Here is a 19659-nt window from a genome sequence, read left to right on the forward strand (position 1 = left end):
GCGTGACTCGCCAGCACAAATCTGAGCGGTGCAGCTAAAGCGAATGCCGTTGAAAAAAGTCGAGGATGGCATCCAGTGCGTCGGCACGCATTTCGTCCTTTTCAAACAGGATCTCATGGCGCGCGCCAGCGATGACGTACGGGCCGCCGCCATCACAAGGATGACCGGCGGCGCTCATGGCGTCACAGAACAGCTGATGCGAGCGGTTATCGACAATTTTGTCTTCACCGGCCTGCAGCAGCAGCAGCGGCGTGGAGATAGACGCCGCCTGATTAATAATATTGTTACCCGCCTGCACACCTTCACGTACCCAGTGCCAGGTCGGTCCGCCGACGCGAATCGCAGGATCGTCGGCATAAAAACGCAGGCTGCGCTTGTAGCGTTCGCGGCTGTGCGTCAGGCGGTTCAGCCCAAACGGATGCGCCCGCCATTTGCCGGTGCCCGGCGCGTAACCGTCGCGAATCAGCGGCCTTTTTTCTGCCCAGTCGAGCAGGCGATTTGCCATCCAGCCAGGCATTGGCAGATAGATGCCGAACATCGGTGCGGCCAGCGCTGCGGCATGAAACGCCCGCGGCTGCTGCGCCAGAAACAGCGCCAGAATCGCGCCGCCCATCGAATGTGCCAGCGCAAAGCGATGACGATAATGGTGCGGCACAATCTCCTTCAGGTAGAGCGTTTCCAGATCTTCGACGTAGTGCTCAAAGCGCGCAACGTGGCCACGATGACGATCGTCCAGCAGACGATCGGAACGTCCCTGACCACGATGATCGATAATGATCACATCGTAGCCGCACTGAAAAAGATCGTAAGCCAGTTCGGGATATTTGACATAGCTTTCTATTCGCCCCGGCACCAGCAACACCACTTTATCGTGGCTGGCATCCCGAAAGCGCACGTAGCGAATAGTGAGGTTTTCCACGCCGACAAACTCGCACTCTTCCCGCTGCCGCCAGAAGTCCAGTAACGGCCCGGTAGCAAAAGCGGCGAATGCTTTTTCGCGGTTTAACCAGAGGGTTTTGTGACTGTTCATCGTGGCTTTTCCTGCTTGCTGACGGCGCTCCCGTGACGCGTAGCGCAACGCGGGATAATGTCGTATTGTGTCATATTCCGCCGCTCGCAGGGAGCCTTACGCTATGACTATCGAATGGTGGTTGACCTATTTGTTGACCACATCTGTACTGAGCCTGTCGCCTGGTTCAGGCGCCATTAATACCATGAGTACCGGGATCAGCCACGGCTATCGCGGCGCGGCGGCCTCAATATGTGGTCTGCAGGTTGGCCTGTCGTTGCATATCATGCTGGTGGGTATCGGACTGGGCGCGCTGTTTTCACAGTCGCTGTTGGCATTTGAAATCGTGAAATGGGCAGGTGCAGCTTATCTGGTCTGGCTCGGGATTCAGCAGTGGCGCTCGGCTGGCTCTCTCGATCTGCAGGCGGTTGCTAAAGCGATGCCGCGTCGTCGGCTGTTCAAACGCGCGGTGCTGGTGAATCTCACCAATCCCAAAAGCATTGTTTTCCTCGCCGCCCTGTTCCCGCAGTTTATTCTGCCGCACCAGCCGCAGGCCGCGCAGTATCTGATCCTTGGTGTCACCACCGTCGTCGTCGATATTATCGTGATGATTGGCTACGCCATGCTGGCTACGCGCATCGCCGGCTGGATCAAAGGCCCAAAACAGATGAAGCTGCTGAACCGCATCTTCGGCAGCCTGTTTATGGCCGTCGGCGCCCTGCTCGCCTCCGCCCGTAAAATGGCCTGAGCACCACCCGCAAAACGCAAAGGTACGCGGTTATTTGAATTTTGAAGGAATGTCAGGTCTTTAACCTTCCAGCGCACTCGCTGCAAGGCCGTCGGCGTCGCAGCGAGTTTGCCGTCGGCCAGCGCGGAAAAACCGGAGCGTACTGAAGTACGTGAGGATTTTGAGCACCGTTCGGCGGCTAAATCACCAGTAAGCCAGGCCGAATATTCACGATAAGCTCTTACCAGAGCTTATCGTGAAATAATGAGATGAATGCCAAACCCGGCAAAGAGCACCCCCGCCATCCCATCCACCCATTTAGCCACGCGCTGATATTTCTGACGCATCCACGGCATCGCAAAGATCGCCGCTACCAGCGCGAACCAGGCAAAGGTCTCACCAATAATCAGCAGGAAAAGTCCCCAGCGTTCACCGGCACCGACATCATCACCGACAAAGAGTGAAAAGACGCTGCCAAAGTAGATCACCGCTTTGGGATTGGAAAGGTTGGTCAGAAAGCCTTTCAGGAAGCTGCGCCCTTTTTTCGGCAACTCAACCGCCACCTCCTCCTGCTGCGGATTTTTATGCTGCTGGCGCGCCGAACGTAGAAGCTGCCAACCCATCCACAGCAGATACAGCCCACCGCCGACCATAATGATCTGATGCAGCCAGGCCATTTTTTGCAGGATCAGATGCAGCCCCATCAGCGCCACGCCCGCCCACACCACAATACCCAGCGTGATGCCCAGCACGCCCATCATTGCCTCTTTGCGCGAGCGGCTGGCCGCAGTTTGCGAGACAAAGAAGAAGTCCGGTCCCGGACTCATTAACGCCACCAGATGGACAACCGCGACGGTTAAAAACAAGGCGAGCATGGTAGTTCCTTATAAGTAAGGAAGACGATCAGGCGTCTTCGTCGTCAATATGATCTTTAATCATCAGCAAAAACGGTTTGCCGAAGCGCTCGAGCTTGCGATGACCCACGCCGTTGACGCTCAACATTTCCGATGCGGTGATCGGCAGCTGCTCCGACATCTCAATCAAGGTGGCATCGTTAAACACTACGTATGGCGGCACGTTGGCCTCATCTGCAATCGCCTTGCGCAGTTTACGCAGCTTGGCGAACAGCTTGCGGTCGTAGTTGCCGCCAAAGGTTTTCTGGCTGTAACTTTTGGCTTTTACCGTGACCAGACGCGGCACCGCCAGCATTAGTGGCACTTCACCGCGCAACAGCGGACGCGCCGCTTCGGTGAGTTGCAGCGCAGAATGCAGCGCAATGTTTTGCGTCACGAAGCCGAGATGGATCAGCTGGCGCAGCACGCTCACCCAGTGCTCATGACTCTGATCTTTGCCGATGCCATACACCGGCAGTTTATCGTGCTGCAGCTCACGAATGCGCTGATTGTTGGCGCCGCGCAGCACATCGACCACATAACCCATACCGAAGCGCTGCCCGACGCGATAGATGCCAGAAAGCGCTTTTTGCGCCTCCACCAGCCCGTCATAACGTTTCGGTGGATCAAGGCAAATGTCGCAGTTGCCGCACGGCTGCTGGCGACCTTCACCAAAATAGTTGAGTAATACCAGGCGACGACAGGTTTGCGCCTCAGCAAACGCGCCCATCGCGTTGAGCTTATGGCGTTCTATATCCTGCAGCTGACCCGGCGCCTTCTCTTCCAGGCACTTACGCAGCCAGGCCATATCAGCCGGATCGTACAGCAGCATCGCTTCGGCAGGCAGGCCGTCACGGCCAGCGCGTCCGGTTTCCTGATAGTAGGATTCGATGTTGCGCGGAATATCGAAGTGCACCACAAAGCGAACGTTGGGTTTATTAATCCCCATGCCAAACGCCACGGTGGCGACCACGATTTGCAGATCATCACGCTGAAAAGCTTCCTGCACGTGGGCGCGCTGTGTCAGCTCCAGCCCGGCGTGATAGGCACCGGCGCTGATGCCGCGGCTCTGCAATCGGGCAGCGGTGTCTTCCACTTTGGCCCGGCTGTTACAGTAGATAATGCCGCTTTTGCCGCGCTGATCCTGCACATAGCGCAGCAGTTGCTCGGTGGGCTTGAACTTTTCCAGCAGGGTATAACGAATGTTAGGACGGTCAAAGCTGCTGATTTGAATCAGCGGATCTTCAAGCCGCAGCAGCTGAACGATGTCGTTCCGTGTGGTTTCATCCGCAGTCGCGGTCAGCGCCATTACCGGCAGCTGGGGAAAACGTTGGCGCAGCTGGCCAAGTGCGCCATATTCTGGCCGGAAATCGTGGCCCCATTGTGAGATACAGTGCGCTTCATCCACCGCCAGCATCGCTGGCTGCCACGCCGACAGCTTCTCCAGGAAGTTGTCCATCATCAGCCGTTCTGGTGCAATGTAGAGCAGCTTAATCTCGCCGCTGCGGCAACCCGCCATCACTTCCTGCTGCGCCTCACGACTTTGTGTAGAGTTCAGGCAGGCCGCAGCCACGCCGTTGGCTAACAGCTGATCGACCTGATCTTTCATCAGAGAGATCAGCGGAGAAACCACCAGCGTCAGTCCCTCGCGCACTAGCGCCGGGATTTGATAACAGAGCGATTTGCCGCCGCCGGTTGGCATGATGACCAGGCAGTCGCGATCCGCCAGCGAAGCCTGAATAATGCTTTGCTGACCCGGACGAAACTGCTGATAACCGAAGATGTCGCGCAGGTACTGTTCTGCCAGCGCGTCCTGATTCATTACTGCCGTTGTTGCCACCGTATTCCCGTTTTACGTCTTTACCAATTTTAGAACAAATCGTTAAGGGTCACGCCCACGCCAAGGCGGGTTTGACGATGATTGTAATCAATCAGCGATTCACCGTAGCCGCTGTAAACCTGCGTGTAGAAACGAACGTGTTCGCTGATCGGATAGCTCCACCCCAGCTCCGCGCCGCCGTAGCCGCTGTTCCAGTTATAGGTGCTTTGCAGGCTAAAGATATTGTCGCCCAGCATATACCCCAATTTCAGGCGGTAATAACCCATATATTTAGTGATATCGGGGTTATCGTCGTCGTTCTCACCTTCCGGCAGACGATACCAGGGTTTCACCTCAACCATAAAGTTGCCGTTCTGCGCCATCAGGCGAGCATACAGGCGATTCCAGCTGCGTGATGTAGGATCGGAACGGCCGTTTGACTGGTGATCGAAGCCGGTTTCAACATCGCGTAACGTCCAGCCGCCCAGGCTGTAATCCGTGGCCCATCCCAGAAAGATTTGCGGTTCGTAATTGGTTTCACGAAACGGCGAAGAGGCACCGCGGTTGGAGAGCTGCCACCAGGAACCTTGCGTATAGGACGCCGCCAGCACCGAGTTATCACCCAGAATGCCGCGCCATAATGGAAACGCCAGGCTGAGCTGGAACTTCACCTCATCTTTCTTCACCTTATCAGACCAGTTATAGCTGGAAATCGCTTCGCGATTCATGTCACTGGTGTAGGTATAAAGCAGATAGTTTTTTTCGTAGGGATAGAGCACGAACGGATTATCGTGCTTCTCCAGTAGGTTAGCGATGATACTGCCACGTACAGCCGGAGCGTCGTGAACTTCTTTAATTGTGGCTTCCTGAGCCTGAACAATAGCAGGAAGGATCATTGCCGCAGCCAGCAAAGCGCGAAGCATACGCATAAAAGTCTCCAGAGAAAGCACTGAGCGAAGGGGTTGTGTAAAAAGCAGGCCATTCTACACGCAAAAATCAGCAAAATCTGCGCTGTTTTTGGAAAGCAGATAGCCCTTTTTGAACAGCACAAACGCGCTGCCCTGGCTATGCTCAGCCGCACTTTTATCGCTTCAGGAAGGGAAACGATGTCACTGCTGCTCTCTCAAAACGATGCGCGCCAGCTGATTGGTGAAATCTTTGTTTATCACATGCCGTTTAATCAGGCGCTGGGCCTGTCGCTGAAGACGCTGGAGGCGGATTATGCGGAGCTGAGCTTCAGTAATCAGGCGATGCTGGTAGGCAACGCGGCGCAGCGTATTCTGCATGGTGGCGTTATTGCATCAGTGCTGGACGTGGCGGCTGGGCTGGTGTGCGTGAGCAGTTCACTGACGCGCCAGGAAACCATCACGGAAGAAGAGCTGCGGCAGAAGCTGGCGAAAATGGGCACCATCGATTTGCGTGTGGATTATCTGCGCCCTGGCCGCGGCGAGCACTTTATCGCCTCCAGTCGGCTGCTACGGGCGGGCAATAAAGTCGCCGTGGCGCGTGTCGAACTGCATAACGACAGCGGCCTGTATATTGCCACCGCGACTGCGACCTATCTTATTGGCTAACGGTTGCTGTTCAGAGCGGCAGAATTCTTTACAATAGCGCTCTTTTTCCACGGGTTACACATCATGGATGCGCAACAAACGCGACAGGGCATCTTCTTTGCCCTTGGTGCCTACTTTATCTGGGGCATCGCGCCGATCTATTTCAAGCTCTTACAGCAGGTGCCGCCTGCCGAGATCATGACCCACCGCGTAATCTGGTCAGCGCTGTTTATGCTGCTGCTGATCAGCGCCAGCCGAAGCTGGCCGCAGGTGCGCGCTATCGTTCGTCAGCCGATAAAAGTCCTGCTGCTGGCGGTTTCAGCGGTGACCATCGGTGGCAACTGGCTGCTGTTTATCTGGTCGGTCAATAACCATCATATGCTGGAAGCGAGCCTCGGTTACTTTATCAATCCGCTGCTGAATGTGGTGGTGGGCATGCTGTTTCTCGGTGAGCGTTTTCGCCGTTTGCAATGGCTGGCGGTGGGGCTGGCAGCCTGCGGCGTGATGGTGCAGCTATGGAAATTTGGTTCGGTGCCGATCATCGCGCTGGGCCTGGCGCTGAGCTTTTCGTTTTATGGTTTGCTGCGCAAGAAGATAGCGGTGGATGCGCAAACCGGCATGCTGATTGAGACGTTATGGTTGCTGCCAATGGCATCGCTTTATCTGTTTGGCATCGCCGACAGCAGTACCAGCCATCTGGGCGATAATGCGGCCAGCCTGAATCTGCTGCTGATTGCCGCGGGCATCATCACCACCATTCCGCTGATGCTGTTTGCGGCGGCCTGTACCCGACTGCGTCTCTCAACGGTAGGCTTCTTTCAGTATCTTGGCCCAACGCTGATGTTCCTGCTGGCGGTGCTGTTCTACGGCGAGCAGCTGACGCAGGACAAAGTCGTCACCTTCGGCTTTATCTGGCTGGCGCTGGCGCTGTTTATCTTTGACGCGCTGCGTAACCTACGTCGCGCGCGCAAAGCGTGAGATAAAACGCGCGATAGCCGGTCCGGTAAACAGGATGGTGAATAGCCGTAAGGTTTGCATCGCCATTACAAAAGCCATATCCACCTTGCTGCCCGCCGCGATGATCGCCACGGTATCCAGCCCGCCAGGGCTGGTTGCCAGATAGGCGGTCAGCAAATCCACTTTGAGCACCCGCGTTAACATCCACGCCATACCCGCACACAACAGCATCAGGCCAAGAATCGACAACAGCATCTGCGGCAGCGTACGCAGCGCCAGCTGGAAAATCGGTCGGGTGAAACGCAGACCCACGCTCCAGCCAATCAGGGCGTAAGCCAGCGCCAGCAGCCATTCCGGCACCTGCAAAGTTAAGGTGCCGCTGGAGTGAAAGGTGGCGCCAATCAGCGCCGGAACCAGCAGCGCGCCGGCAGGAATGCGAAACCGCTGTCCCAGCCAGGCCCCCACCAGCATGACACCCAGCGTGGCGGCAAAACCGCCGTGCAGCGCCGGAAACCACACTGGCGAAGTGGCCTGCTGTGCCGCATCACCCAAACCGATGCGCGCCACAACCGCGGCGGCGGTCGCCACAAACAGCACGCGCAGATATTGCATAAAGGCGACCAGCCGAACATCGGCGCCGTAATCGGCCGCCATGACCACCATGGCTGAAGCACCGCCGGGAGAGGATCCCCATGCGCCGGTCGCGCCGGGCATATCGCTGAAACGCACCAGCAAAAAGCCAGAAAATGCGCTGGCCGCCAGCGTCATTAGCAGCACCGCCAGCACGATCGGCCAGTCCTGCAGCAGCGGAGTCAGAATGGATGGCGACAAGCTTTGCGCAATCATGCAGCCCAGAATCGCCTGCGCAATGACAAAGAAGTGTTTATGAATGCGCAGCGTCGCCCCGCTCAGTCCCATGATCACGCCAACAATCATTGGGCCGAGCAGCAGCGCTGCCGGAACATGAAACAGTTGCAGGATTACGCCAAGCGTAAGCGAGGCTGCGAGCAGCAGCACCCACTGTAACGGAACAGAAAGCCGTTGCATAAGGTGAAGTATTCAGTGAGAAAATAAGAGGTTAAAGGTTACGCCGATTGCGGAGGGTATGCCAGAAACAATTCGGGCCGCCCGCAGGCAGCCCGAAAAATCATAACCAGTTCTTACGTTTAAAGTAGAGATAAGGCGCCAGACCCGCGAGGATCATCAGGCAGATCGCCGCTGGATAGCCAAAGCTCCACTTCAGCTCCGGCATAAACTCAAAGTTCATTCCGTAGCTGGACGCGACCAGCGTAGGCGGCAGGAACACCACCGACACCACCGAGAAGATTTTGATGATGCGGTTCTGTTCGATATTGATGAAGCCCATCGCCGCCTGCATCAGAAAGTTCACCTTCTGAAACAGCGATTCGTTGTGCGGCAGCAGGGATTCGATATCGCGCAGGATTTCACGCGCCTGCTCCAGCTGATTGCCCGGCAGGCGCGCTTTACGCACGAGGAAATTCAGCGCACGCTGGGTATCCATCAGGCACAAACGCACTTTCCAGCCGATATCTTCCAGCTCCGCCAGCGTTGACAGCGCACGATCGAAATCGTCGCCCTGCTGGCCTTCCATGATCACCCGGCTCAGCTTTTCCAGATCGCTGTAGATGTTCTCAATCTCATCCGCCAGCTGCTCGATTTTGGTTTCAAACAGATCGAGCAGCAGTTCGTAGGCGTTGCCGTCAATCATCGTCTGACTGCGCGCCCGCATGCGGTAAAGCCGGAAAGCGGGCAGTTCACGTTCGCGCAGCGTATAGAGGCGGCCATCGCGGATGGTAAACGCCACGGTGGCGTTACCGGCGTGATCTTTGGCGTCTTCATAGAAGAAAAATGAGTGAATGTGCAGGCCATCTTCATCTTCGAAGAAACGGGCGGATGCTTCGATGTCCTCAAGTTCCGGCCGCGTTGCCAGATTCTGTCCCAGCTCGGTATGAACGCGGTCACGCTCGCTCTCTTCAGGCTCGATCAGATCGACCCAGACAGACGAGGTCAGCCGGTCTTCGGTCTCTTCCAGCTCAAGACGAGTGAGGCGGCTTTCATCCAGTTTAAATGCGCTCAGCATAGCAGTATGACTCCCAATTGCGGTCTTTTATGGGACATGGCAATGTTGCCCGCTGGCGCACTGTTGTACGCGCAAACAGGAACAAAACGAATACCTGGACACGGAAATACCGTATAAAAAAGAGTGGGTACTAGCTCAAGCGACGGGAATGGAGCGGTCGCTGACAACCACGAAGGCTATCAGCAAAAGAGGATAGCCTTAGGCGTTGCACCTGCGTAACAGGTTAATGAGCCAGTATCGACTGGGTGCGTCCAAGGCGTATGTCCTCTCAGGATTGTAGTGGGCGCATGTTACGCTGAGACGAAAAAGGCGTCAAGTTACCGTTAGGCTACCATTCAGACCGCTTCCAGTCGGGCATAAGCGGCTACTAACCATTTGATTCCCTGACCGTTAAAGGCGACCTGAACACGACTATGATCGCCGCTGCCTTCAAGATTCACCACGGTGCCTTCGCCAAACTTGGCGTGCCGCACGCGCTGGCCCAGCGTAAAGCCGCTGCTGTTTTGCGTGACTGGCGCACCGGAGCGGGCATGGCTTACCGGGCGGCTGATGCTGGCGCGCAGACGGACTTCTTCGATGCAGGATTCCGGCAGCTCGGAAATAAACCGCGACGGCCGGTGATACACTTCCTTACCATAAAGGCGCCGGGTTTCTGCGTAGGTCAGTGTCAGTTTCTGCATGGCACGCGTCACGCCAACGTAGGCAAGACGACGCTCCTCTTCAAGACGACCGCTCTCATCCAGCGACATCTGGCTGGGAAACATGCCCTCTTCCATGCCGACGATAAACACCTGACTGAACTCCAACCCTTTCGCCGAGTGCATGGTCATCAACTGCGCAGCGTCCTGCCATTTGTCCGCCTGACCTTCGCCCGCTTCCAGGGCAGCATGCGACAAAAATGCCTGCAGCGGCATCAGATCTTCATCTTCGTCCTGATAGCTGTACTGACGCGTGGCGTTAACCAGCTCTTCCATGTTCTCGATGCGCGTCTGACCTTTCTCGCCTTTTTCCTGCTCATACATCTGCCACAGGCCGGAGTCTTTCATTACCCGATCGGTTTGCACATGCAGCGGCATTTCGGCCGTCTCCTGCGCCAGCGAGTCGATCAGTTCGGTAAAGCGTTGCAGTGCTGAAGCGGCGCGACCGGCCAGCGCTTTTTCCTGCAGCAGTTCGCGCGCGGTTTGCCACAGCGTGAGCTGCCGTTCGCGTGATGTCTGTCGCACCACGTCCAGCGTACGATCGCCGATGCCGCGCGTAGGCGTGTTCACCACGCGTTCAAATGCCGCATCATCATTGCGGTTGGCGATCAGGCGCAGATAAGCCAGCGCATCTTTGATCTCCTGACGTTCGAAGAAGCGCATACCGCCATAAATGCGATACGGCAGGCTGGTTTGCAGCAGCGCTTCTTCCAGCACGCGTGACTGGGCGTTGCTGCGGTAAAGAATGGCGCAGTCGCTGAGCGCACCGCCCTGTTCATTCCAGGCTTTGATGCGATTGACGACAAAGCGCGCCTCATCCAGTTCATTGAAGGCGCAATAGATGGAGATCTTTTCGCCGTCGCCATCTTCGGTCCACAGCTCTTTACCCAAACGACCGTTGTTGTTGGCGATCAGGGTGTTAGCCGCGCGTAGAATGTTATTGGTTGAGCGATAGTTCTGTTCCAGGCGGATGGTTTCCGCACCGGGAAAATCATTGAGGAAACGCTGGATATTCTCAACCTGCGCGCCACGCCAGCCATAAATTGACTGATCGTCATCGCCTACGATGATCACCTTGTTGGTTTCGCCCGCCAGCATGCGAATCCACGCATACTGAATGTTGTTGGTATCCTGAAACTCATCCACCAGAATATTAGTGAAACGCTCGCGATAGTGATTGAGAATGTGCGGCTTGTTCAGCCACAGTTCATGCGCGCGCAGCAGCAGTTCGGCGAAATCGACCAGGCCCGCGCGATCGCACGCTTCCTGATAGGCCTGATACACCTTCAGCCAGGTTTGTTCAACCGGATTGCCGTAACTTTCAATGTGTGCAGGCCGTAGGCCCTCATCTTTTTTGCCGTTGATGTACCACATCGCCTGACGCGCTGGCCACTGTTTATCATCCAGGTTCATCGCTTTGATCAGTCGCTTCAGCAGCCGCAGTTGATCTTCGCTGTCGAGGATCTGAAAATCCTGCGGCAGGCGGGCATCAAGGTGATGTGCGCGCAGCAGCCGGTGCGCCAGACCGTGAAAGGTGCCGATCCACATGCCGCCCTGGCTGGTGCCAATCAGCTGTTCAATACGGTGGCGCATCTCCGCCGCGGCTTTGTTGGTAAAGGTCACTGCCATAATGGAATAAGGCGAGCAGTTCTCTACCGCCAGAAGCCAGGCGATGCGGTGAACCAACACGCGCGTTTTGCCGCTGCCCGCGCCCGCCAGCACCAGCAGGTTGCTGCGTGGCGCCGCGACGGCGTCGCGTTGTTTGTCATTCAAACTGTCGAGCAGGTCAGAAACGTCCATAAGCACCGTTGATTCACTGGATATTTAAACAGGATATTACATTAAGGCGGTCAGCGATGCCAGGCGGGTAATTTCCAGATGAGGAAGCAGCCGTGCATCAGCGATGTGCATCAGGTCGCCGCCGCGCAGGTTGATCCAGCAGGCTTGCAGCCCGCAGCGCAGCGAACCGGCAACGTCGGTGGTGAGATCATCGCCGACGTGCAGAATATTTTCCGGCGCAATCGCCAGCCGCTCAGCGGCCAGATGATACATATCCTCGAACGGTTTCGCACGGCCATCGGGACCGGCGCGCAGTGTAAACTGAAAATAGCGATCGAGCCCGAACAGGTGCGGCTCGGCGTTGCCGTTGGTGATGGCCACCAGCGGCATGCGTTCAGCCAGCGCCGCCAGCGTACTGTGCGTCTCCGCCGGCACCTCGATTTTGCTGCGCCAGTGGGCAAAAACCGCCATGGTCTGCGTGGCACCTTCGCGCGCCTGTTCGGCGGTCAATCCCGCCTCCAGCATCGCTAACTCTACCGAGCGACGGCGCCATTCGGTCACATCGTGCCAGATATCGGGCTCTTGCTCACACAGCCGATCGCGCACCTGTTGATAGGCATCAACGCTGAAGTCGCGCAGGCTGGGATGGAACCCCTGCAAAAACGCATGGGATTCCAGTGCAGTTTTGCGGATCACCGGCAGGTTGTCATAGAGCGTATCGTCAAGATCGAAGGTCATGGCTTTAACGGGACGCAGCGGGCGATAAAAATGCATTACGATTTTCCTCGTTTCGCACGGGGATGAGCAGCATCGTAGACCGACGCCAGATGTTGAAAGTCGAGATGGGTATAAATTTGCGTGGTGGAGAGATTCGCGTGTCCCAGCAGCTCCTGCACCGCGCGCAGATCGCCGCTGGATTCCAGCATGTGCGTGGCAAACGAGTGGCGCAGCTTGTGCGGATGAATATGACTGGTGACGCCCTGTTTGACGCCCCACTCGGCAAAACGCTTCTGCACGTTGCGTACCGAAATCCGTTTTCCCTGGCTCGACAAAAACACCGCGTCGTCCTGTGGCGCAAACACGTCGCGCAGCACCAGCCAGTGTTCAATCCACTGCACTGCCATTCTGCCAATCGGCAGCCGCCGCTCCTTGCTGCCTTTACCCACCACCCAAACTTCGCCCGTGGTGAGATCGAGATGGCGGCAATCCATGTTGACCAGTTCGGACAGGCGCAGTCCGGCACCGTACATCACTTCCAGCATGGCGCGATCGCGTACCGCCAGCGGATCGTTAAGGTCAATATCCAGCAGTTGGTTGACCTCATCGACATCGATATTTTTTGGCAAATGGCGTGGCGCGCGCGGCGTGGCGATGCCTTTCGCCGGGTTCGCTTTCAGTGCGCCCTGGCTCACCTGCCAGTCAAGAAAACTGCGGAGCGCCGACAGTCGCAACGCCAGGCTGGCCGGTTGCAGATCGGCACGGCGGCTGCGCGCCGCCAGTGAACGCACCTGCGCCGGTTCCAGCGTCGCCCAGTCGCGGATCTGCATCTCATCGGCGAGCACAATCAGCGCACTCAGCTGATGCGTATAGCTTTTCAGCGTCAGCGGACTGAGCTGCCGCTCCACCTTCAGATAACGCAGAAAGGCATCAACGGCGGGTTGCAGAGGGGAGATCATGCGCGTTCAATCCAGCGTTCCACCAGGCCTGGCAGCATGGTAGCCAGATGCTGCAATAACAGCGTGCCCATGCCGGGCTGATAATGCTGCGTGTCACGGCTGCTGAAGATCACCACGCCAAGGTTGCCCGATTCGCCCATCATTGACATCGCGACCGAGCCAATCGCTTTGGCCTGCGGCAACAGCAGCAGCAGTTCCGGGCCATTCAGGCTGCCGAGATAGTGCTGCTCTTTGCCAAGGCGCTGAATACGCACTGGTTCGAAGGCGGGCCGCGACAGCGCCAGCTGAGTGAAATCAGACGGTGCGCCAATGCGCCATTTATCGCTGAACAAGCGAATATTCGCGCCCGCCAGGCCAAGTTCGCGCGCCCAGCGCTGCAGACGGTTTAACATGTCCATCAGCGACGACGCGGCGGCCAGGTGATTTTGCAGCGCCAGCAGACGATCAAACAGTTGATGGTTGGCGGTGGCCTGCTCCATCAACAGGGTAATTTCCTCTTCCAGGCGGGCGATGTGATTGCGCTGGCGGGACATATGCCACTCAACCAGCGACACGCTACCGCGCACCGCATGCGGCACCGCCATCTGCTCAACCTGACGAGCGTTACGAATAAAGAAATCGGGGTTCTGGCGCAAGAAATCACTGACGCTGTCATCATCAAGCAGCGTGTCGCCTGCAGCCTGTTCGCCAACCTGTTTCATAAGTGAATCAATCCATCATAAACGTGCGTTGCCGGGCCGGTCATATAGAGCGGCGTGCCCGGCCCTTTCCAGGCGATATTCAGGCTGCCGCCGGGTAAATCGACGCGCACCTGTTCGGCCAGCAGCAGTTGCTGAATGCCAACCGCCACCGCCGCACAGGCACCGCTGCCGCACGCCTGGGTTTCACCAGCGCCGCGCTCATAAACGCGCAGGCGAATGTGCTCGCGGTTGACCACTTCCATAAAGCCGACATTCACCCGTTCAGGAAAACGATCGTGGCTTTCCAGCACCGGACCGAGGCTCTCCACCGCGGCGGTGATAACACTCTCCACCTGAATCACGCAGTGCGGATTGCCCATCGATACCACGCCGCACATCACGGTCTGTTCCGCGGCGCGCATCAGGTAAATGCTTTCTGCTTTGTTGGCGCGGAACGGCACCAGCGACGGCTCAAAATTGGGCTCGCCCATGTTGACGCGCACCAGCTCATCCTGCGTGACGCTCAGCACCATGCGGCCGGTTTGCGTGCTGACACGAATTTCGTTTTTATTGGTCAGCCCTTTCAGGCGGACAAAGCGGGCAAAGCAGCGCGCGCCGTTGCCGCACTGCGCCACTTCGCTGCCATCGGCGTTGAAAATACGGTAATGAAAGTCGAGATCCGGATCGTAAGGTGGCTCAACGATCAGAAGCTGATCGAATCCCACGCCATGATGACGATCCGCCAGGCGGCGAATCAGCTCCGGCGAGAAATAGACGTTTTGCGTCACGGCATCAACGACCATAAAGTCGTTTCCGAGGCCGTGCATTTTTGAGAACTGCATTTTCTGCTCCGCCGGATGCGCCATGATCGATTAGTTTGCCTGGGTGCCTGAGGTGGAGGATTTCAGGCTGTCGGCATCGTTATTTTTCTGCACGGTGCTGCCTGGCGTGGTCTGTTTCGTTAAGGGTGGCTGCGGCGCTTTGGGCTGTTCTGATGGCGGAAAGTAGAGCGGACCTTTTAATCCACAGCCTGTCAGGCTCACTAATGCCAGCGCCAGAACCAGCTGGCCTATCACTTTGTTCATTCTGCGTTTGCTCATATTCAGGCGGTTTATGTTGCTTATCATCGCAGGTGAAAAGGAGAAAGCAACAGGAAATCGTTACCGATGCTGACCGGTCAGGGCGACAGGCCAGTGCGTACAGCGCCGCTGCCGAAGCAGCAGCACTTAGTGCATATGATAACGCGGCTGATGGTAATCGTTGCTGCTGTTGTCGGGCGTTGTCGCGCAGATCTGGGTCAGGGTTTGGCTACGAAACGGAATCACCTGCAGACGATCGTCAATGTGCACAATTTGATAGAACTGCGGCAGGTTAAAATTGATGAAGCTGGAGCCGTAGGTAAAGCGATCGTGCGAAGAGGAGTAGAAACGGCTGACGTCGCGCACCAGCTCCTCTTTGCTGCCTTCGCAATGATGATAAATCTCTACGCGGTTGCTCTCATCCAGAATGTAGATATTGAAGCCGCGATCATTCTGCGTGTCTTCAAAGAAGAACTGAATGATGCCTTCGCTGGCGTAGCCATTGACCACAGCAGGCAGGCGCGTCTGATCGGCATCCACCTTAATCGACAAACCGTGCAGCTTGTTATTCGAAATCGCGCCGTAAAACTCTACCGCATTTTCCAGCTTCTGCACCGACACGCTCAGCCGCTCGAAGAACAGGCCCCAGGTCTGGCCGGCTACGCGCAGCGCTTTGAAACGTCCCGGCTCCTGTCGCGTGCTCGAGAGACGCAGGTCGATACATTCTGAAACCAGCTGCTGCACGCGCGTTTTGATCAGGCCGCGCAGATGCTGGCTGTAGCAGAACACATCCACTTCGTCAGGCGGGGCTGCATCCTGATGCATTTTGCCGAGAATGGTTTTCAGCGCTTCGATCATCGCCTGCTCGCCGTTGAAATGCAGCGTGCGCACCTCATTCCACGAGTTGCGATAGAGCAAATCGATGCTGCCGATCAGGCACTGTTGCTGCTGGCCAAAGCTAAAGACATCCAGCTTGCGGAAGTCAAAATGCACCACCTGATTACGAAACGCCGAGGTTGGATCGTATTCAAGGTTGACGATAATCGCCAGATGACGAATTTCGCACGGGCTGTAGAGCGCTTTTGGTGTCGGTGATGGCAAGCGCAGCGGGAAATGGTGTGACACATCGGCCACCAGTTCCTGCAGTCGCGGCAGATCGCACACGTCGTTGCCTTTGATATGGATGCGCGTCTGCGCGGTCAACAACCCGTTGAACCACGCCCAGGCCACCAGCTTGTTCAGGTAACGGTTAAATTCCAGTGGCTGATGGCTGATGATCGAATCCATGTCAGGTGCCTGGTTATAAAGATACCAGCCAGAACGATTGGCGCGGCCAACCGGCACATGAATAAAGGTCAGATGCGGCTCGGAGAGATCCGGCGAAATCTGCGGGTTTAGCAGTGTCACCTTGCCCGGCAGCGCCTCAAAGGCGGCGTACAGCTTACGCGTCAGCACGCCGATATCCTGCGGGCTGGCACTGACGCTTAAGTTGTTACGGCGGGCAAAGCGAATCAGGTTGCGATAGCTTTGCATCATCGCATCCAACAGTTCGTTATGGGCTTCGCGTACCTGCTCAATTTTCCACTCGGCGCGGTTGTCCAGCATCTGCAGACGCGCGTCGTCCCAGCCCCACTCTTTGATCAGTTGGGTCAGAATTTCGCGGCGCCAGCCGTTGCGACCTGGCTGCGCTTCGGTGAGCTTTTCACACACTTTCAGATAGAAACAGCGACGCACCAGATCCAGCCGCGCATGATCGTCAATGCTGGTAAGATAATGGGTCACGCGCTCCAGCATCATGCAATAGGCATCAAGGCCGAAGGAGACGATTTCGCCGTCATGTAGCCGCTGTTTGATATCCATCGCCAGCAGCTGAGTGTTGGGGTATTCCCAGGAATAGGCTTCCAGCAGCAGCGTTTTCAGCACGGCTTTATAAGGCGAATCGATGCTTTTATAGAGCTGCCACAGGCTGGCACCAAAATACTCTTCCGCCGAGAGCGTGCCGAGGCCGCCAAGATCAAGCCATTCATTAGGTGTCAGCACGCCCTGAGAATAGAGCGTCATCACATAGTCGTCGTAATGTGACTCTTCTTCACCCGGCACCATATTCCACAGAATACGTTTGCCCGCCATGCGCACCGCGGTGCGATAGAACTCATCCAGCAGCAGGATATGTTGCGTGGAACCGCAATCTTCACTGCCTAAGCTGCCGCTTTCATTATGGCGGAACCGGTTTTCATCAATCAGGAAAAAGCTCGCTTCCACGCCCATGGAAACGCACCACTTTTGTAGCTGGTTGCACTTTTTCTGCAGGGCAAGCCGTTCATTGTTATCCAGCCAGGATTGATGGCAGACCCAGATATCGAGATCGGAGGTGCCATTCTGACCAACAGACGAGGTACTGCCCATGGAATACACGCCGGTAATTGGCATTTCGCCCGGCTTGTTGGCATCTTGCGCGTCTGGCGTCAGCTCGCGCAGCCATTTTTGTTGATTTTCATCAGGCGTGTAGAAACTGATGCCGTGTGGAACGTTACCTTCAAGGTAACCGGGCATCAAAGGGTGATGATAATGTAATAAGGTTGGCAGCAGACTGTATACCTGCTGGAAAGCAGGGCCCATCGCAGCCAGAGCGCGGTCAACACGCAGCTGGTTAATGGCATCCAATCTCTGTTTCAGTGTCTCAATGTAGAGGTACAAGACGATTCGCCTGATTATAACAGTGCTTACAAAAAACCCCGTTTCCGAAATTTGCTGCTTGATTTAAACATTGTTGAGCAAATTATTGCTGGAAACGTGATCAATCTAACACCAGTCAGATTGACCGTAAAGAAAGTTGCACTACACAACAGTTGACTCTCTTTTGCGGTCCGCCCTTTTTTCACATCGCTTTCAGCCGTTTCGCGAGGCTTTTTGACCGCGTGGAAACTGTCAGCAATGCTGTATCAATGATAGGATAATCGGTGAACGATCAAAACGGTAACCAGCATGTTAGACAAAATTTTAAGAATTGCTACCAGACAAAGTCCTCTGGCTTTATGGCAAGCACAGTATGTGCAACAACGGCTCATGGCGTGCCATCCCGGCCTGCGCGTGGAGCTTGTGCCGATGGTGACGCGCGGTGACATTATTCTTGATACGCCACTGGCAAAAGTGGGCGGCAAAGGCTTGTTCGTAAAAGAACTGGAACTGGCGATGCTGGAGAACCGCGCCGATATCGCGGTGCATTCCATGAAAGATGTGCCGGTGGGCTTTCCGCCTGGCCTTGGTTTAGTGACGATTTGCGAGCGTGAAGATCCGCTTGATGCTTTTGTTTCTCTCAATTATGACACCGTCGACGCGTTACCAGCCGGTGCCGTGGTTGGCACCTCCAGCTTACGCCGTCAGTGCCAGCTCAGCGCCCGTCGTCCCGATTTGGTGATTCGCTCACTGCGTGGCAACGTCGGCACGCGGCTCTCCAAACTCGATGCTGGCGAATATGATGCAATTATTCTTGCCTGCGCCGGTTTAAAACGCCTCGGGCTGGAAAGCCGCATTCGCCACGCGATGCCAGCAGAAGAATCCCTGCCTGCGGTTGGGCAAGGCGCGGTGGGAATTGAATGCCGTCTCGATGACAGCGAAACCATTATGCTGCTGGCGGCGCTGAATCATGACGATACCGCGACACGTATAAAAGCAGAGCGCGCAATGAATACCCGTCTCGAAGGCGGCTGTCAGGTGCCGATTGGCAGCTATGCCGTGCTGGAAGGCGATCAGCTCTGGCTGCGCGGACTGGTCGGTTCGCCTGATGGCAAAGTCACGGTGCGCGGCGAACGTCGTGGACCACGCGAAGATGCCGAGAGCATGGGCATTTCACTGGCAGAAGAGCTATTAAGCAACGGCGCGCGGGAAATCCTGCACGAGGTCTATCAGGGGCAGCCGCCGAGATGACTATTCTGGTGACGCGCCCTTCCCCCGCCGCCGAAGCGCTGGTTGAGCGGCTTCAACGTGCCGGACGCGTCGCCTGGAGCCTGCCGCTGATCGAATTCACGCCCGGGCAGGATCTTGCGCTGCTGCCACAGCAGCTTGCTGCACTGCATCCCGGCGATCTGGTGTTTATCGTGTCGCAGCATGCCATTCACTATGCGGCAGCGCATTTGCGTCAGGCCGGTTTCACATGGCCCGCTACAGTAAACTACTATGCTATAGGCCGGAGCAGCGCGCTGGCACTGCACGCCGCCAGCGGCCACGCCGCAGCCTATCCGCGCGAGCGGGAAACCAGCGAAACGCTGCTGCAGTTCCGCGATCTGCATCGGCTCACCGGCAAACGCGCGCTGATTTTACGCGGCAACGGTGGCCGCGAACTGCTGGCGGATACGCTGGCGCAGCGCGGTGCGACGGTCACGCTCAGCGAATGTTATCAGCGCTGCGCTAAATATTACGAAGGTGCCCTTGAGGGCCGACGCTGGCGCGATCGCGGCATCAATACGATCGTGGTTACCAGCGGTGAAATGCTGCAACAACTTTACAGCCTGTTCCCCGCCATCGATCGCGAGGAATGGCTGTTGCACTGTCGGCTCATCGTCGTCAGTGAACGTTTGGCTACTTTAGCCAGGGAATGCGGCTGGCGGGAAATCACCGTCGCCGATGGAGCCGATAACGACGCGCTGATGCGGGCGTTACAACAAACTTAATAGATGGGATGTGCCACA

The 19659-nt window shown here is 56.6% G+C and carries 18 protein-coding genes; 5 read left to right on the forward strand and 13 right to left on the reverse strand.

From position 1 onward, the window contains the following. Window positions 1–34 precede the first annotated feature (34 nt). The gene (gene pldB, locus EM595_RS16400; RefSeq protein ID WP_067434562.1) at window positions 35–1030 is read right to left on the reverse strand and encodes a lysophospholipase L2; all 996 of its coding nucleotides are present in this window, start codon (window positions 1028–1030) and stop codon (window positions 35–37) included. A 103-nt stretch (window positions 1031–1133) separates the two neighbouring features. On the opposite strand from pldB, the gene rhtB reads away from it, so the two are divergent. After that, complete coding sequence (rhtB, locus tag EM595_RS16405; protein WP_067434565.1) at window positions 1134–1757, forward strand: homoserine/homoserine lactone efflux protein; 624 nt, start codon at window positions 1134–1136, stop codon at window positions 1755–1757. Between the two features lie 230 nt (window positions 1758–1987). Here the strand turns inward: rhtB and rhtC are convergent, their stop codons facing one another. From rhtC to pldA, 3 genes are read right to left on the reverse strand one after another with little or no spacing between them, the layout of a single operon-like run. Beyond that, the gene (rhtC, locus tag EM595_RS16410) at window positions 1988–2611 is read right to left on the reverse strand and encodes a threonine export protein RhtC (protein ID WP_067434568.1); all 624 of its coding nucleotides are present in this window, start codon (window positions 2609–2611) and stop codon (window positions 1988–1990) included. 28 nt (window positions 2612–2639) lie between these two features. After that, complete coding sequence (gene recQ, locus EM595_RS16415) at window positions 2640–4469, reverse strand: ATP-dependent DNA helicase RecQ (RefSeq protein ID WP_067434571.1); 1830 nt, start codon at window positions 4467–4469, stop codon at window positions 2640–2642. A gap of 29 nt (window positions 4470–4498) precedes the next feature. After that, complete coding sequence (gene pldA, locus EM595_RS16420) at window positions 4499–5377, reverse strand: phospholipase A (protein ID WP_067434574.1); 879 nt, start codon at window positions 5375–5377, stop codon at window positions 4499–4501. A 177-nt stretch (window positions 5378–5554) separates the two neighbouring features. Here pldA and EM595_RS16425 point away from each other — a divergent pair, with 177 nt between their 5' ends. Together EM595_RS16425 and rarD are read left to right on the forward strand one after the other, a co-directional pair. Beyond that, complete coding sequence (locus tag EM595_RS16425; protein ID WP_067434577.1) at window positions 5555–6022, forward strand: thioesterase family protein; 468 nt, start codon at window positions 5555–5557, stop codon at window positions 6020–6022. Between the two features lie 63 nt (window positions 6023–6085). Beyond that, window positions 6086–6979 (forward strand): EamA family transporter RarD, encoded by an 894-nt coding sequence (rarD, locus tag EM595_RS16430; RefSeq protein ID WP_067434580.1) that lies wholly within the window; start codon window positions 6086–6088, stop codon window positions 6977–6979. Here the strand turns inward: rarD and EM595_RS16435 are convergent. From EM595_RS16435 to EM595_RS16475, 9 genes are all read right to left on the reverse strand, one after another. Further along, a complete protein-coding gene (locus tag EM595_RS16435; protein ID WP_067434583.1) occupies window positions 6956–8005 on the reverse strand; it encodes an AbrB family protein in 1050 nt (349 codons plus the stop codon). The genes rarD and EM595_RS16435 overlap by 24 nt on opposite strands. A gap of 100 nt (window positions 8006–8105) precedes the next feature. Further along, complete coding sequence (corA, locus tag EM595_RS16440) at window positions 8106–9059, reverse strand: magnesium/cobalt transporter CorA (RefSeq protein ID WP_067434586.1); 954 nt, start codon at window positions 9057–9059, stop codon at window positions 8106–8108. A 335-nt stretch (window positions 9060–9394) separates the two neighbouring features. Then, window positions 9395–11557: a DNA helicase II gene (gene uvrD / locus EM595_RS16445; RefSeq protein WP_067434589.1), complete on the reverse strand. Its 2163-nt coding sequence runs from the start codon at window positions 11555–11557 to the stop codon at window positions 9395–9397. A 36-nt stretch (window positions 11558–11593) separates the two neighbouring features. After that, complete coding sequence (gene yigB, locus EM595_RS16450) at window positions 11594–12310, reverse strand: 5-amino-6-(5-phospho-D-ribitylamino)uracil phosphatase YigB (RefSeq protein WP_067434591.1); 717 nt, start codon at window positions 12308–12310, stop codon at window positions 11594–11596. Beyond that, window positions 12310–13212, reverse strand: a complete 903-nt coding sequence (xerC, locus tag EM595_RS16455; RefSeq protein ID WP_067434594.1) for a tyrosine recombinase XerC — start codon at window positions 13210–13212, stop codon at window positions 12310–12312. The genes yigB and xerC overlap by 1 nt, the downstream gene beginning before the upstream one ends. Further along, the gene (locus tag EM595_RS16460) at window positions 13209–13913 is read right to left on the reverse strand and encodes a DUF484 domain-containing protein (RefSeq protein WP_067434597.1); all 705 of its coding nucleotides are present in this window, start codon (window positions 13911–13913) and stop codon (window positions 13209–13211) included. Before EM595_RS16460 ends, xerC begins: the two co-directional genes overlap by 4 nt. Beyond that, window positions 13910–14734 (reverse strand): diaminopimelate epimerase, encoded by an 825-nt coding sequence (gene dapF, locus EM595_RS16465; RefSeq protein ID WP_067435583.1) that lies wholly within the window; start codon window positions 14732–14734, stop codon window positions 13910–13912. Before dapF ends, EM595_RS16460 begins: the two co-directional genes overlap by 4 nt. Window positions 14735–14764: 30 nt before the next feature. Next, on the reverse strand, window positions 14765–14977 hold the full coding sequence (gene lptM / locus EM595_RS16470) for an LPS translocon maturation chaperone LptM (RefSeq protein WP_067434601.1): 213 nt from the start codon (window positions 14975–14977) through the stop codon (window positions 14765–14767). Between the two features lie 141 nt (window positions 14978–15118). After that, a complete protein-coding gene (locus EM595_RS16475) occupies window positions 15119–17668 on the reverse strand; it encodes a class I adenylate cyclase (RefSeq protein WP_067434604.1) in 2550 nt (849 codons plus the stop codon). A 288-nt stretch (window positions 17669–17956) separates the two neighbouring features. On the opposite strand from EM595_RS16475, the gene hemC reads away from it, so the two are divergent. Together hemC and hemD are read left to right on the forward strand one after the other, a co-directional pair. After that, entirely contained in the window at window positions 17957–18898 is a 942-nt protein-coding gene (gene hemC / locus EM595_RS16480; RefSeq protein WP_067434606.1) for a hydroxymethylbilane synthase, read from the forward strand. After that, window positions 18895–19641, forward strand: coding sequence for a uroporphyrinogen-III synthase (gene hemD, locus EM595_RS16485; RefSeq protein WP_067434609.1), 747 nt, complete (start codon window positions 18895–18897; stop codon window positions 19639–19641). The genes hemC and hemD overlap by 4 nt, the downstream gene beginning before the upstream one ends. Window positions 19642–19659 lie beyond the last annotated feature (18 nt).

The sequence above is a fragment of the Duffyella gerundensis genome (assembly GCF_001517405.1).
Classification (GTDB): Bacteria; Pseudomonadota; Gammaproteobacteria; order Enterobacterales; family Enterobacteriaceae; genus Duffyella; species Duffyella gerundensis.

Coding starts and splice junctions, on each gene's coding strand:
- lptM (WP_067434601.1), bottom strand. CDS start 14,977: ATGAACAAAGTGATAGGCCAGCTGGTTCTGGCGCTGGCATTAGTGAGC.
- yigB (WP_067434591.1), bottom strand. CDS start 12,310: ATGCATTTTTATCGCCCGCTGCGTCCCGTTAAAGCCATGACCTTCGAT.
- rhtC (WP_067434568.1), bottom strand. CDS start 2,611: ATGCTCGCCTTGTTTTTAACCGTCGCGGTTGTCCATCTGGTGGCGTTA.
- hemC (WP_067434606.1), top strand. CDS start 17,957: ATGTTAGACAAAATTTTAAGAATTGCTACCAGACAAAGTCCTCTGGCT.
- uvrD (WP_067434589.1), bottom strand. CDS start 11,557: ATGGACGTTTCTGACCTGCTCGACAGTTTGAATGACAAACAACGCGAC.
- EM595_RS16460 (WP_067434597.1), bottom strand. CDS start 13,913: ATGAAACAGGTTGGCGAACAGGCTGCAGGCGACACGCTGCTTGATGAT.
- xerC (WP_067434594.1), bottom strand. CDS start 13,212: ATGATCTCCCCTCTGCAACCCGCCGTTGATGCCTTTCTGCGTTATCTG.
- dapF (WP_067435583.1), bottom strand. CDS start 14,734: ATGCAGTTCTCAAAAATGCACGGCCTCGGAAACGACTTTATGGTCGTT.
- hemD (WP_067434609.1), top strand. CDS start 18,895: ATGACTATTCTGGTGACGCGCCCTTCCCCCGCCGCCGAAGCGCTGGTT.
- EM595_RS16435 (WP_067434583.1), bottom strand. CDS start 8,005: ATGCAACGGCTTTCTGTTCCGTTACAGTGGGTGCTGCTGCTCGCAGCC.
- corA (WP_067434586.1), bottom strand. CDS start 9,059: ATGCTGAGCGCATTTAAACTGGATGAAAGCCGCCTCACTCGTCTTGAG.
- rhtB (WP_067434565.1), top strand. CDS start 1,134: ATGACTATCGAATGGTGGTTGACCTATTTGTTGACCACATCTGTACTG.
- pldA (WP_067434574.1), bottom strand. CDS start 5,377: ATGCGTATGCTTCGCGCTTTGCTGGCTGCGGCAATGATCCTTCCTGCT.
- rarD (WP_067434580.1), top strand. CDS start 6,086: ATGGATGCGCAACAAACGCGACAGGGCATCTTCTTTGCCCTTGGTGCC.
- pldB (WP_067434562.1), bottom strand. CDS start 1,030: ATGAACAGTCACAAAACCCTCTGGTTAAACCGCGAAAAAGCATTCGCC.
- EM595_RS16425 (WP_067434577.1), top strand. CDS start 5,555: ATGTCACTGCTGCTCTCTCAAAACGATGCGCGCCAGCTGATTGGTGAA.